The sequence below is a fragment of the Clostridium sp. genome (genome assembly GCF_036646415.1).
Classification (GTDB): domain Bacteria; phylum Bacillota; class Clostridia; order Clostridiales; family Clostridiaceae; genus Clostridium_J.
Genome location: NZ_JAVXMF010000016.1, coordinates 25731 through 38532, shown reverse-complemented (window position 1 = coordinate 38532; position 12802 = coordinate 25731). Strand labels below are relative to the sequence as shown.

Annotated in this window: 17 protein-coding genes and 1 pseudogene; 4 read left to right on the top strand and 14 right to left on the bottom strand. The window is 33.0% G+C overall.

Annotation, left to right across the window (positions count from 1 at the left end; genetic code table 11):
• Window positions 1-28 precede the first annotated feature (28 nt).
• The 14 genes and pseudogenes from RSD37_RS11430 to RSD37_RS11365 all read right to left on the bottom strand — a co-directional run bounded on the left by RSD37_RS11430 (window position 29) and on the right by RSD37_RS11365 (window position 11377).
• On the bottom strand, window positions 29-946 hold the full coding sequence (locus tag RSD37_RS11430; protein WP_346946870.1) for a hypothetical protein: 918 nt from the start codon (window positions 944-946) through the stop codon (window positions 29-31).
• Window positions 947-1002: 56 nt separating this feature from the next.
• Window positions 1003-1278, bottom strand: coding sequence for a head-tail connector protein (locus RSD37_RS11425; protein WP_346946869.1), 276 nt, complete (start codon window positions 1276-1278; stop codon window positions 1003-1005).
• Window positions 1279-1300: 22 nt separating this feature from the next.
• Window positions 1301-2500, bottom strand: coding sequence for a phage major capsid protein (locus RSD37_RS11420; RefSeq protein WP_346946868.1), 1200 nt, complete (start codon window positions 2498-2500; stop codon window positions 1301-1303).
• Between the two features lie 16 nt (window positions 2501-2516).
• Window positions 2517-3215, bottom strand: a complete 699-nt coding sequence (locus RSD37_RS11415) for a head maturation protease, ClpP-related (protein ID WP_346946867.1) — start codon at window positions 3213-3215, stop codon at window positions 2517-2519.
• A complete protein-coding gene (locus RSD37_RS11410; protein WP_346946895.1) occupies window positions 3212-4444 on the bottom strand; it encodes a phage portal protein in 1233 nt (410 codons plus the stop codon). The genes RSD37_RS11415 and RSD37_RS11410 overlap by 4 nt, the downstream gene beginning before the upstream one ends.
• 96 nt (window positions 4445-4540) lie before the next feature.
• Window positions 4541-4990 (bottom strand): hypothetical protein, encoded by a 450-nt coding sequence (locus tag RSD37_RS11405; protein ID WP_346946866.1) that lies wholly within the window; start codon window positions 4988-4990, stop codon window positions 4541-4543.
• Window positions 4991-5077: 87 nt separating this feature from the next.
• Window positions 5078-6610 carry a terminase TerL endonuclease subunit gene (locus tag RSD37_RS11400; protein ID WP_346946865.1) on the bottom strand — a complete coding sequence of 511 codons (1533 nt, stop codon included), beginning with the start codon at window positions 6608-6610 and terminating at the stop codon, window positions 5078-5080.
• Complete coding sequence (locus RSD37_RS11395) at window positions 6610-7086, bottom strand: phage terminase small subunit P27 family (protein ID WP_346946864.1); 477 nt, start codon at window positions 7084-7086, stop codon at window positions 6610-6612. Before RSD37_RS11395 ends, RSD37_RS11400 begins: the two co-directional genes overlap by 1 nt.
• Before the next feature lie 77 nt (window positions 7087-7163).
• Window positions 7164-7370 (bottom strand): gamma-glutamylcyclotransferase, encoded by a 207-nt coding sequence (locus tag RSD37_RS11390; RefSeq protein ID WP_346946863.1) that lies wholly within the window; start codon window positions 7368-7370, stop codon window positions 7164-7166.
• A gap of 130 nt (window positions 7371-7500) precedes the next feature.
• Window positions 7501-7644: pseudogene (locus RSD37_RS11385) on the bottom strand (gamma-glutamylcyclotransferase); the annotation flags it as partial.
• 527 nt (window positions 7645-8171) lie between these two features.
• Window positions 8172-9065 (bottom strand): nucleotidyl transferase AbiEii/AbiGii toxin family protein, encoded by an 894-nt coding sequence (locus tag RSD37_RS11380; RefSeq protein WP_346946862.1) that lies wholly within the window; start codon window positions 9063-9065, stop codon window positions 8172-8174.
• Complete coding sequence (locus tag RSD37_RS11375) at window positions 9065-9670, bottom strand: hypothetical protein (RefSeq protein WP_346946861.1); 606 nt, start codon at window positions 9668-9670, stop codon at window positions 9065-9067. The genes RSD37_RS11380 and RSD37_RS11375 overlap by 1 nt, the downstream gene beginning before the upstream one ends.
• A 585-nt stretch (window positions 9671-10255) precedes the next feature.
• Entirely contained in the window at window positions 10256-10558 is a 303-nt protein-coding gene (locus tag RSD37_RS11370; RefSeq protein WP_346946860.1) for a hypothetical protein, read from the bottom strand.
• A gap of 555 nt (window positions 10559-11113) precedes the next feature.
• On the bottom strand, window positions 11114-11377 hold the full coding sequence (locus tag RSD37_RS11365; RefSeq protein WP_346946859.1) for a hypothetical protein: 264 nt from the start codon (window positions 11375-11377) through the stop codon (window positions 11114-11116).
• Between the two features lie 86 nt (window positions 11378-11463).
• Between RSD37_RS11365 and RSD37_RS11360 the strand changes: the two genes are divergently transcribed.
• From RSD37_RS11360 to RSD37_RS11345, 4 genes are all read left to right on the top strand, one after another.
• Entirely contained in the window at window positions 11464-11808 is a 345-nt protein-coding gene (locus RSD37_RS11360) for a DUF1413 domain-containing protein (RefSeq protein WP_346946858.1), read from the top strand.
• A gap of 13 nt (window positions 11809-11821) precedes the next feature.
• Window positions 11822-12022 (top strand): hypothetical protein, encoded by a 201-nt coding sequence (locus tag RSD37_RS11355; RefSeq protein WP_346946857.1) that lies wholly within the window; start codon window positions 11822-11824, stop codon window positions 12020-12022.
• 287 nt (window positions 12023-12309) lie between these two features.
• Window positions 12310-12462 carry a hypothetical protein gene (locus tag RSD37_RS11350; RefSeq protein WP_346946856.1) on the top strand — a complete coding sequence of 51 codons (153 nt, stop codon included), beginning with the start codon at window positions 12310-12312 and terminating at the stop codon, window positions 12460-12462.
• On the top strand, window positions 12455-12793 hold the full coding sequence (locus RSD37_RS11345; RefSeq protein ID WP_346946855.1) for a hypothetical protein: 339 nt from the start codon (window positions 12455-12457) through the stop codon (window positions 12791-12793). Before RSD37_RS11350 ends, RSD37_RS11345 begins: the two co-directional genes overlap by 8 nt.
• The last annotated feature ends 9 nt before the right edge of the window (window positions 12794-12802 follow it).

Genomic DNA, 12802 nt, shown 5'->3' with positions numbered 1-12802 from the left:
AAAATAAACCGTTCTTTTTTATAATTCTCTATAAAATAATATTATGCTTTTTAAATAATTTATCGAAGAAAACTTTTAGGTATTCAGTTAACTCTTGGTCTGTTTTACTAGTAACATCCTTATTTAAAAATCTATAAATCTCATACCCTTCTAGAGTCAATTCCCTATCAATGCACCTTTCATTACCAATTACATCAAAATCAGCATTATAATACTCTCTGTAAGTGGTTCTATTTATAGTTGAATAATGCTCTGGACCGTCTATTTCTATTAATATTATCTTACCATTTAAAATCATTGCAAAATCTACCCTATGAAGTACTTTTCTTAGTCCACCATCTTCTTTTATAGTTTTAATCCTATTTTTCAGAGCATACTGTGGTAACAAACTAGGGTACTTGCCTTTATTAAATTCACTTTCATTAATATATAAATCATGTATGTGATTTATATATGCCTGATAAAACCTCTTTTCAATAACTTCAGAGTATTTTAATGTTCTATCAACTAAACTAGAATAATCGCTACCAAATTTTTTGTACAAGTCATCCCAAGTTACTGTTACATATGAATCATTTTGGTAAACTAAATACTTATTTGTATCCTCTTCTATCATAATCTCATTATAAGAAACATCTAAAGTGGTATCAATTTTATCACCTGCTCCAAATACAACTCTATTAATAGGTCTTTTATTTTCATTAACAAAACATTTAAATTCCTGAAAAGAATCTTCTGTTATCCCTCCCCAATTATAAAAATCATCAATAAACTTTTCAATAGATTTTGTCGAATTTTTAAAATCCATATTCTTACTAATTATATCTCTTACTACTTCCCCATTATTTTCTTTTTCAAAATATTGATTAAGCCTTGCCCTAATTCCGCTTTCCCTTTTATTTTGAAAGATTTCTATCATTTTATTATATAAATCAATATATTTCATCCAATAACTCCTTAAATTATTACTACATAATTTATATTATAATAATATAAGTTTTATCACCAACTATCTTTTCTACAAGAAAATAAAAGTCCTATCATGGTATTAATAATAGCCTTTACATCAAAGGTTTCTCGTTGTTCATACATATTAGCTACACAGTATAGAATTGACTGCTTTACTGTTTCTGGCACTGCAATAAACTCTGATAGAGGATATCTCAATATCCCTTCACATAATTCTTCTGCCATATTTATAAAATTTGTAATGAGTGTATTTTCCTCATCACCATCAACTCTTAGATACAATTTAGTTTCTTCCAATGAAATTACCATACACCCACCTCCAATATTTTATCTATACCTTTTGTTGTAAAACTTTAATAGCTTCAGGAATGATGATTAGCTTACCATCGACTCTTTGAGTTGCCATGAATCCAACTTGACCTGTTGCTGCATACAATTCATTCAGTCTCTTAAAGGCTCTGCCTTGTCTATCAGCTACCCAGTAGTATCCAAAATCACCAAAGGCAATACTCTTTACTCCTGAGGCAATGGTAGGAACATAGGAAGATGTCTTTACTGGTCTATTTAAAACTGTGTCGGGAGTACCTGCTGTAATCGATGGTTGCCAAATGTACTGTCCATTACCGTCTTTAAGCTTACTAATAGCTTTAACAGTGGCATCATTCATAGTGAATATAGCATTCTTCCTATAAGGTGATTTTAGAGAATAGAATAAATCCATAATCTCATCAATGGTTATAGCTGTGGCACTTGCCGCTGTAACTCCAAGTGTTGCCCCACCAGTAGCATTAAATACGCCTGTAGGCTTTCCAATACCATCACCTACAAAGAAAGCTTCTTCTTCTCTTGCTCCAATTCTCCTAGCAAACTCTTTAGCTATATAACCCTCCAAATTAAAAATACTATCATTAAGAAGCTCTTCCGAAACCTTAATCATAGTGGCTAATTTATATGCTCCTATAGATACTTGTCCAAATGAATCATCTGATTCTGGAATAACACCTTCTTCATCTACCCAAGATGCTGTACCTTTGGTTGCTACAACAGGTATTTTCTTATCTCCTGATGATGTAGTAATTATATTTGCAAGCTGTCTAAATATATTCTGTTCTTGTAGACTTTCCATTAATATTTTTTCAAACTCATCTGGTGCTAAAAATCCACCTTCGCTATCAGTACCAATTTGCAAAGCATTATGAACATCAAAGCTATTCTTATTTCTCATTACCTTCCAAAATGCATTATTGTACTCATTTGACGCTCTACCTGTTTTTTCATCACCGAAGTTAGCATTTGGATTATTTCTTATGGCACTAGAAGTTGCCTTTGAAAGTTCTAAATCAAGTGCTGATTGTCTTTCAAGTCTATCTATTTCTTTTCCTAAATTAACAACCTCTGTTTCCATTTTTTCATAGGTCTCAGTATCATCAGCTGATAATAACCCATTATCCTTCCTTTTACTATCTAAGAAAGCCTTTGTGCTGTCCAATAGTTTTGCTCTTTTTTCTCTAAGTTCTAATACTTTATTCATATACATTCCTCCAAATTTAATATTTTAAAAGTTCAAGCCTTTTAATTAGTTGTTCATGTGATGTTCCAATCTCTGCAACAGGCTGTGTTTGTTTTGCCTTTGGTAATTTTATCATTAAAGCATTAGTAACCGTTACCTTGTCAAAGATAAAACCTTCTGCTGATTGATCTTCTGCTTTTGATTCTTCATATAACACTTTATCTGCAAACCCAAGTTCCACAGCTTTTTTAGCACTAAACCAAGTTTCTGCATCCATCATTTTTGATATTTTATTTCTAGGAAGTCTAGTCTTTTGTTCATAGGAATTAATTATGCCTTCCTTAACTTCTGACAGCATATCAATTCCACTCTGTAGATCTTCAGCTTCTCCAAAAATAACTGTAGATGGATTATAAATCATCATCATTGCCACAGGTGACATTAATATTTCGCTTCCTGCCATAGCAATAACTGATGCTGCACTAGCTGCTATTCCATCAATCTTTACTGTTACTTTGCCTTTATACTCTTTTAACATGTTATAAATCTGACTTGCAGCAAAGACATCTCCCCCTGGAGAATTCAGCCATACTGATATATCTCCCTCGGTAGCTGTAAGTTCAGCCTTAAACTGCTTAGGAGTAATATCATCATCAAACCAACTATCCTGTGCAATGTACCCATCAAAATAAAGTGTTCTGCCTTCTTCATTCTTTACCCAGTTCCAAAACTTCATTTTCCTACCTCCAATCCTGTATTACTTTTATTAGCAAATGCTCCTGCATCAGCAAGCTTTGTCATGTTCCCATTAATTAAATACAAATCTCCACCAAGCTCCTCTGGTATTCTATTAAGATTTTCGAGTTCCCTTATATCATTGCTTGATAACCAACCATTTTGCCTTCCAACAGCATAGCCATTCATACGACTTTGGTAGTCACCTCTAAGTAATCCATCCACATTGAACTTAACAAAATACTGTTTCTTTTCACTTTCAGTAAACAAGGCTCTTTTAATAGCTTGCTCCCACCTAACAACCCAAGGGTCAAGTGTGTACATAACAAATTCCAATGATTGCTGTTCTATATTAGAAAAACTTGATTTATCAAGGTCTCCAATCATATGTGGTGGAATTCTAAATATCCTTGCTATCTCATTAATTTGAAACTTTCTAGTTTGTAGAAACTGTGCTTGTTCTGGTGGAATACCTATACTTTGAAACTTCATGCCTTCTTCTAAAACTGCAACCCTGTGTGCGTTGGAACTGCCTTGATACACACTGTTCCAACTCTCTCTAACTCTTGCGGGGTCTTTTACTACCCCTGGATGCTCAAGTACACCTCCAGGATTAGCTCCATTTGCAAAGAATTTAGAACCATATTCCTCAGTTGCTATTGCCATACCAATTGCATTTTTAGCCATAGCTATTGGAGAATAGCCAATTAAACCATCAAATCCAAGACCAGGAATGTGCAAAACTTCATCACTTCTAAGAGGATAACTCTGTCCTTCTTTGCTATAAACGTAGTAAATTTCACCGTTATCAGTTCTATTTACAGCCATTTTATCTGGCATTAACGGATATAAAGCCATCACATTGCCTCTTCCATCTCTTACAATTTGGGCATATGCATTTCCCCATAATAAAAGATGACCCATAAGTGTTTCTCTAAACACAAATGAGGTCATCTCAGGGTTTGGTTCATCTGCAAGAAGATGATATATTTGATGCTCTGAAGCTTTCTCCTTACCAGTTTCTGTGTATCTATAAGTATGAAGCGGCAATGAAGCTATTGTTTCAGCAAGTATTCTAACACAAGCATAAACTGCAGTAGTTTGCATTGCTGTTCTTTCATTTACTGTTTTACCACTAGTGGTACTACCAAAGAAAAAACTATAAGTGCTACCCCAAAAATTATTTTTAGGGCCTGCTCTAGGCTCCCAAAGTCTTGATATTATTGGTATTTTCATTATGTTTACCTCCTAAAAATGGGTATGAAAAAAGCACCTGTTATTAGCAGATGCTTTAATTAATTGTTAAATTTTGTATATTACTATATACTAATCCCACCAAAGGTATAAATAATCTTTATAGTTTTCAGTTCTCTTTTCTATACTATCTGCACAATACCCAATACTATTTAATATTTTGTTAAATTTATTATTATCATATTCAAGTGGAATATGAACTGCATCTATATCAATATAAAAGCTTCCATTATTCATTTCTACTCTGCCATCAAGGAATATTTGTTCTTTTATATTAATAAATTCTTTTATAGTAGGACTTTCATTATGCCTACTATTTAAAATATAATTTTCAGACTCACAAATTTTTTGCAAGTCACTTCGCTTCATAAAAGAAAATTCACTATGTGAAGTAGTATTCTCCCAATCAGAAAGTTCTTTAGAAAAATCATAACTTTTCTTAAATGCAAATCCCCCATTCTCCTTCTCAACAACTTCCATTCCATACTTTGTTAAAATTTTGTTTGTTTGTATTGATATCATTCAACACACTCCTCCTATATAAATTCTATTATTATATAGCTATTTGTGAAATAATTGTTTTATTACTACAATTAAAATTTTATATATTTATAATATTAAAATCCCTCTATCATCATAAACACTTCCACAACTACCTTGATTTCTTATTGCTCTATCTAATGCCATTATCAAAGCCACTGCCCCATCAATTTTCTCTGTACTTTTTTCTTTATCAGGCTTAATATTTCCAGCTGGGTCAGTTTTAACATAAATATTATCCATCATCCATCTAAGTACTGGATTCCCTCCATGTGCTATCTTCTTCTCAAGAGTTAGTTTCATTAATTCTTTTGATGATGGTGACATATCTTTATATCCTTGTCCAAAGGGTACTACTGTAAACCCCATACCATCAAGGTTCTGTACCATTTGAACTGCTCCCCATCTGTCAAAAGCTATTTCTTTTATATTATACTTAGTACCTAATTCTTCAATAAAAGCTTCTATGAATCCATAGTGGACCACATTGCCTTCAGTAGTTTTTACAAAACCTTGCTTCTCCCACACATCATAAGGTACATGGTCTCTTCTTACTCTTAGCTTTAGGTTATCATCTGGTATCCAAAAGTAAGGAATTATTATATATTTTTCATCTGATGTTCTTGGTGGAAATACTAAAACAAAAGCAGTAATATCTGTAGTACTTGAAAGATCAAGTCCTCCATAACATTCTCTGCCTCTTAATGAGTCTATATCTATATTAAAATCACATTCATCCCATACATGCATTGGCATCCAACGAGTGGATTGTTTTACCCATTGATTTAATCTTAGCTGTCTGAATATATTTTCTTCAGCTGGATTTTCTCTAGCACTATTATAAGCATTTCTAACCTTTTCTATATCAATAGTATGACCTAAGGACGGATTAGCTTTATACCAATTCTCCTCGCTCCCCCAATCAGCATTATCATCTATACCATAAATAACTAGGTAGAAAGTTTGATCTATTTTTCTCCCTTCAATTATATCTACTACCTTTTGGTGCTGTTCATAGCATATAGAATGCCTGTCAGTGCCGGCTGTTGTTATAAGAAAAAACAATGGTTGTAGTCTTGCATATCCAGAGCCTTTAGTCATTACATCAAATAAATCTCTATTTGGTTGGGCATGAAGTTCATCAAAAACAACAGAATGTACATTAAGTCCATGTTTTGTATACGCTTCAGCTGATAGCACCTGATAAAAACTGTTAGTAGGTTTATACACCAGTCTTTTCATTGACATTATAGGCTTAATTCTTTTCTTCAGTGCTGGGCATTGCTCCACCATTTCAACTGCAACATCAAATGCTATGGATGCTTGTTGTCTATCAGAAGCACAGCCATAAACCTCAGCTCCCCATTCACTATCACCACAAGTCATTAGTAGTGCTATTGCCGCTGCAAGTTCAGATTTTCCATTCTTCTTAGGAATTTCAACATAAGCAGTATTATACTGACGATATCCATTTTCTTTAACATTACCATATATATCTTTGATAATTTTATCTTGCCAAGGAAGTAAATCAAATGGAACACCTCTCCATTGACCTTTTGTATGCAAATTAACAGCTCGCTGTGCTTTTGCTTCATCATACATTATTTCATCTCTCCCCTTAGCATCATTTCCATAGGATCTAAATTATCATTAGAACCTTTATCAGCAACAATTCTACTTCTTGAGGATGGAGTAAGTCCAAACTGTTCACAGAATTTAATCATTATTTTAAGATAAGTTTGAGCAATGGATACCTGTGGCACTTGCTGCCAATAACCACTTGGTGTTTTTACAATAGTTCCATGCTTTGATATAAACTCTTCTGCATCCTTCCAACGTGCATAAGCTTCACAATATCCTGCAAAGGCTGCCATATCTACTTCTGTTAATATGCCAAGTTCCTCAAGCTGTTTTGCTATTCTTCTCCACTCCTTTTTAGCTTCTGCATCAAGCCAAGTCAGACATTTCGGAGCTTTTTTCTTAGGCTTTGGCTCTAATTCATTAAGTTGTCTTTTCCCTGGATTGCCCTCAAGTTCCTTTACTGCCGTTGGCTTTGGCTTTCTTCCTCTTTGTGCCATAGGTTTCACCCCCAATCTTTAAAATTTATCGCAAGAAAAGAGCCTACAATTTGTAGACCCTTAACATAACTTTCTATTTAACATCTAATGCCTTTGTAATTATAATTACCTTTCTTGATTTCTTCATGATCAGCCTTAACCACCTTCTCATAATCCTTATCCTTTTTCTCTTTTTCAGAGCAATCCATGCAAATACAATCCTTATTAAACATTGACATTATTCGGCCTTTCTCTAAAGAGCCACCACATCTATCACATGTTTTCTGAGTAAAAAATTTATCCATAATTACCTCCGCTACCTTAATTCAGATAAGCATTCTGAATATACAATCTGTAGTGGTTTTAAATCAATTCCGTTATCAGAATACCCTCTAGCAATTACGTTAAAATAATATTCTATAGGAGCTGCTACCATATTGGTACTGCTCTACCCTTACAAGGTTCAATATTTGCAACCCCTTTATATCCTCCTCTAAAAGTTAACTTATAATCTTCAAGTGTTCCATTTCCTACAACTTTAGCTTTAGGACACCTATGACTCATTTGCTCCAAATTCATATTTGAGCCATATGCACCATAAAGTTTTTTTATTTTTTCCACTCTTTCATTTCTCCTTTAATCCAATTTATTTTGTCATAACTTCCCCGCTGTGGGCCTTGACAAGATTGCTTTAATACTTAATTGGTCACCATTTACGCCTACATTCATCGAAGCAAAATCTCCTAGTTCTACCTTGTGGCTTTTGCTTAATAGGTTTTTCACACCAGCTACAAAGTATATTTTTCTGTATTTTTTCTTCAACATTTAAAGCAACAACACATGAACTACCATCTAAACCATTGCGCTTACAAAACCCTCTAACACTATCCCTGGATAATCCTATAAGGCTTGCAATGCCTTTTAATCTTAATTCTCTTATTTTCTCTTATTTTCTCTTTATCATAATCAGTCATATGAGTTGCTCATTTCAATGAACTTTTAGGCAATAAAAAAAGCAACCACAAACCCTTGTAGTTACTTAACTTCAACTTTCTATTTTGCAATTTTATAGTACCCCCCTTGCTTAACTTCCTAATAGCCTTCCATTATCTCCATATACCTTCTTGTAAATTCCACCTTAGCGAAAATTCTTTACTCTCAATTATAGAATCATAAATTGGCTTTAAAAATATCGTAAGCCTATCTATACACTGAAAAAACTCTAATTCTTCCTTAGACGAAATTCTCTTTTTGAATGCATTCCATTGCTGTTTCTTTTCCTTAGATTCTCTAAATTCATTTGTAAACACTGTAGGAACTAATTGAATGGGTGTTTGCCTGTGATTAAAAGTAGTCTGTATAGCTTCCTTAAGCACTTGACCTTCAAAATTGTATTTTTCTGATAAAATACAAATATCATAGAAGTCCTTCATCCTACTATTTGCTTCTGCTAAATATATCATTGCTTCAAATTTTTCTGCGATTACAGATTCCATTGAATAAGCTTTTAACAGCGGTTTTTTCATTTCTAAAAGAGATGGATACTCCATTTCAGTAGCACATGGTACTATAACGTCCCCAAAACCAATATCCATTTGCAATACTTTTTTAGTACGGTCAATAAAAGCTGTTACCTTTACCCTAACCCCCTCATAATCAGCATCTTCTTTAATTTTTTCTACTGTAAGTGTATCCAAATCAAATTCAATAGCATCATCTTCTTTAATTTCACACACAGATTTTAAAATTGCTTCTACGTTCTCTAATGAATTATTTAATTGTCTTGCAAGCATATCTATATCTTTAGTAGCTCTAGCCTTTTCCTCCAAGACTATATATAACAGCACTCCACCTTTTAATATAAATTTATCTGCATATTCTGATATTGATATTCTATATAGTAACCTTTCAATTAAATATAAAGTAAGAAGATAATCAAACTGTTTTCCCTCTTTTACTGCTATATTCTTTAATTTAGCCTTTATACTATCAGAGTTCATTACAAAAGCACCTCCACATATGGTTTTATATATTTTTTAACTCGAAGTTTTGTTGCATATTCAAAAAGGAGCTGTAAATTTTTATTTTTTCTAAGCATGTAATTTTTTATAACTTCCAATGCCACATCATTTCCAACTCTTGAGGAATATTTAAAAAAATCACATACCGTCCTTTCTGCATTATAAACCCTAACCTTCATATGCTCCATTATATGCTCTTCTATTCCCAAATCTAAATTTTCATTTGAGGTAAAAAAAAGTTCTACAGGTGGATAATCTGGTAGCTTCGGTTTAATCATTCTAGATGCAATGGTAATATTAATATCCATAGGATTAACTGTGGTCATTTCATGTATTACTGCCGCTGAAAACATACTAATAACTCCACTTGGTATTATTGACTGCACTATTTCAAAATCATTTAAGTCGTCAAATCCAGAGTTCCAGTAATAGTATCCTGTTTTTATTTTCACCACATAACCTTTATCCATAAGCTCCATAATATCTCGACTACACACTTTGTTTTCTCTTAATATTGCAGCCTTAATAATTGGTCCATATTCATAAAAAAGAGTTTTAATATTTTTAATTCTTTCATCAGTCATTTTTTCACCACCAAAATATAGATTTAATATTTTATATCTATTTTTTTATACATATAGTATATCCATATTCTATATAAATATCAACAGAGTTATAGAATTTAATTTTGTAATAGTATTTATACCTTCTACGCAAAACCTATACCTTAACTCAAATATCCTTGGTTCTTCCAAACCATAGCACTTTAATAAACTAATGAACTTATTGAAGTTTAGTTTCTTTCGTTGACTTCTTCTTAACAATTTCTTATACAATTGAATAATTACATAGCGGTAAAATTGTATTAAAGATTTTATATTATTGATTATCCCATGATAACGATAATGAGCTACTAATTTTCGGTTTAGCTTTTCTATTATCTCTGATAATAGACTTTGCATATTTTCTTTTATCCATTCCTTAGCAATTTGTTTCTTAGTTTTCAGTTTCTTCTTGCTTATTCTATGGATTACAAGATATTTATTCAATCTTGATTTACCATTTATATGAGTAAATCCTAGAAAATCAAAAGTTTCTTTTTTGCAAGTTCAAATAATCTATTATCATCTTCTATATTTAGACCACTAGTTATTAGCTCTGTATATTTTTCACCTATGCCAAAGTAGGAATACGTACCATTCTTCTCTTATAACCTGGTGGGTAAGTACTCCTGCATCTCTTAATTTGAAAAATCTACATTGCACAGTGCATTTTTTCATATTTAATATAGGTAGCTCCCTCAAAACTCCATCATAGCGAATCCAATAATAAACTTGTCCATCTACAATTTTAACCTTCATCCCCTTAGACTCTTTAAAATCAATAAAATATCTAAGGATAGTTGCATCCAAAGTATCAAGGCCCAATTGAACTAACTTCTCTTGTCTAAAACCCATAATTGTATATTTCATAATGATCTCCCCTTAAAATATGTATTTTTCCCCTCGAAACCCATTCAAATACTATATATGCAATTATGAGATTTTTTTACAATGATTTTCGCAATAATTTGCAATTTAAAATTTCAAATTTTAAATTTTCTCTAAGAGCCTCAACCCCAGTTACCCCTAAGCTTTGAACCCTCCAAGAACATAAGAACATAAGAACATAAGAACATAAAAACATTGTGATTCTCATAATTTATTTGAACTTTTATATCTATTAAACTTTTTAAAGAATCAGGCAGTAGTAACTATGATAAAATTTAAAGTCTGTATTTTAAAAAGAGCTGCCTCAAAATTTAATTTTGAGACAACTCTATATTTTTTAATTTAACTATTCTATTAACTAAAAGAAGCTACAATTTAAATGTACCATATATGCCTACGGTGAATTACTGTGGGATATTTCTGATGGAGGAACGACTGATGTTCCTATAACCCCAACGTCTATAACTATTTCTAGAATATAAAATTCATCCTTATACTGACTTCCATTGTTTGCAACTTGTCGGAATTTCCCACAAGTTATATTAGCTGCTTGTCTCTGGAAACATTTAAAACCCTCAGGGTTTTAGTATTTTCCTTGGAAAATACTTGCTTATTTCTCGTTTCATTCTCTATCTGTGTAAGAGCCTGGTATGCTGTTGGATCTGCATAGCCTTCATGATTTTTGTAACTTATCCCATAAAGCTTCACCTCGTTTCTATAGAAAGTAAGAAGATAAACTCCTTCTAACTTCCTAAGTACAGGTGGTGACGCTTTTTCTGGTCCAAATAATTTTTTTTTCAAAAACCACTTTACATTGAAAGCACTGCATGTTATATTGTTATCATAGAGCAGTGCTCTTAATGTAATGAATTATACGGAGGTGCGTTATGCCAACAATCAGATTTGCATTAAACGAAGAATATTATCAAAAACTGAAGCAAATGGCTGAAGATGAAAATTTAAGTATTCAAGATTATATTCGCAATACTCTATTCCAAATAAACACCATCTTCACACCTGAAGAGGCTGTAAAAAGAATCCAGCAAGGAGATTTCAAAAACAAAGAGTTCACTCTCCCCGATGTATATGGCGATGAGTGGACAATCGAACGTGGACCAGCCGGTGTCTTTGGAAAAAACTTCTATAACTACATCGAAGATAATCCAGACCTAGGAATCGAATTTGTAAATATGGGTAAATACGGACGCAGAGCCACTTACAAACTAAAATAAGGAGGGAACAACAATGAGTAACAAGATGATAAGAAGAATCATTCGTAAGTACATCAAACGATTTGGAAAACAAGATACGCGATTCATTATCGCTACATTTGCTAATGATTTTAGTACAACTAAGCAAAGAATCTCAGGCAACATTAGTTGTATGAAATGTATAGACGGAACCATAAATATACTTCCAAATAAACCTCATAGTATTATGTATTAATAAACCTTTAGGGGCCGGCACTTGCTGGTCCTTTTCTTTGTATTCATCAAAAATAATCCGAGCTGCTATCGCTTCCTTATATAAGCGAAAACAGACTCGGACTTTTTTTATTTTTCACCGGAAAACTGCTTCTCCAAGCTACTTAGGAAGGTGTAAGAGATGAGCTCAAAAATCCAGGGTCCACAGAAAACTAAAGAAAATTTTCTACTAAACTGGAAAATGATCTCCCAAATCCACTTAGGAAATTAGAAAGGAAACAAATTCTTTCGGAAATGGATGTGATGCAGATGCAGTCAGACATGAATGACAAAAGCCAGCTTGATACATCAACCGACGAAGAACTCATTGATGTTCTTATCGCCATAAGCGTTGTATCAAAAATACTGGCCAACAAACTCAGACAACCAAATAAGAAAAAGGAGGAAAACCCAAGTGAGTAAGATGAGTGAATTATCTATGGTAATCGATGAGATGATTATCTGCGGCGAAGGCATCCTGAAAGCAGTCCAGGATTTAACTACCTGTGGCGAAGGAATGATTATAGCAGCTAAAAAATTAAAAGATATGTTTTCAACAGGCAACCTACCAGAACCCAAAGCTGTAACAATGGCTAGGGAAAGGTCACTGCCTGTTAAGGAAGAGCATTCTGAAGAAAAAAATACTCTAAAGAAGACGTGCACGGTATCTTATCTGGTAAATCTGCAAGTGGTTATGGCAAAGAAGTTAAAGCCCTACTTGCAAAATATGGTGCTGACAAGCTTAGTACATTAAGCCCAAGTG

Excerpts from the sequence above, each read along its gene's own strand:
- RSD37_RS11430 (WP_346946870.1), bottom strand. The coding sequence starts at position 946 with ATGAAATATATTGATTTATATAATAAAATGATAGAAATCTTTCAAAAT.
- RSD37_RS11425 (WP_346946869.1), bottom strand. The coding sequence starts at position 1,278 with ATGGTAATTTCATTGGAAGAAACTAAATTGTATCTAAGAGTTGATGGT.
- RSD37_RS11420 (WP_346946868.1), bottom strand. The coding sequence starts at position 2,500 with ATGAATAAAGTATTAGAACTTAGAGAAAAAAGAGCAAAACTATTGGAC.
- RSD37_RS11415 (WP_346946867.1), bottom strand. The coding sequence starts at position 3,215 with ATGAAGTTTTGGAACTGGGTAAAGAATGAAGAAGGCAGAACACTTTAT.
- RSD37_RS11405 (WP_346946866.1), bottom strand. The coding sequence starts at position 4,990 with ATGATATCAATACAAACAAACAAAATTTTAACAAAGTATGGAATGGAA.
- RSD37_RS11400 (WP_346946865.1), bottom strand. The coding sequence starts at position 6,610 with ATGTATGATGAAGCAAAAGCACAGCGAGCTGTTAATTTGCATACAAAA.
- RSD37_RS11395 (WP_346946864.1), bottom strand. The coding sequence starts at position 7,086 with ATGGCACAAAGAGGAAGAAAGCCAAAGCCAACGGCAGTAAAGGAACTT.
- RSD37_RS11390 (WP_346946863.1), bottom strand. The coding sequence starts at position 7,370 with ATGGATAAATTTTTTACTCAGAAAACATGTGATAGATGTGGTGGCTCT.
- RSD37_RS11380 (WP_346946862.1), bottom strand. The coding sequence starts at position 9,065 with ATGAACTCTGATAGTATAAAGGCTAAATTAAAGAATATAGCAGTAAAA.
- RSD37_RS11375 (WP_346946861.1), bottom strand. The coding sequence starts at position 9,670 with ATGACTGATGAAAGAATTAAAAATATTAAAACTCTTTTTTATGAATAT.
- RSD37_RS11370 (WP_346946860.1), bottom strand. The coding sequence starts at position 10,558 with ATGAAATATACAATTATGGGTTTTAGACAAGAGAAGTTAGTTCAATTG.
- RSD37_RS11360 (WP_346946858.1), top strand. The coding sequence starts at position 11,464 with ATGCCAACAATCAGATTTGCATTAAACGAAGAATATTATCAAAAACTG.
- RSD37_RS11355 (WP_346946857.1), top strand. The coding sequence starts at position 11,822 with ATGAGTAACAAGATGATAAGAAGAATCATTCGTAAGTACATCAAACGA.
- RSD37_RS11350 (WP_346946856.1), top strand. The coding sequence starts at position 12,310 with ATGCAGTCAGACATGAATGACAAAAGCCAGCTTGATACATCAACCGAC.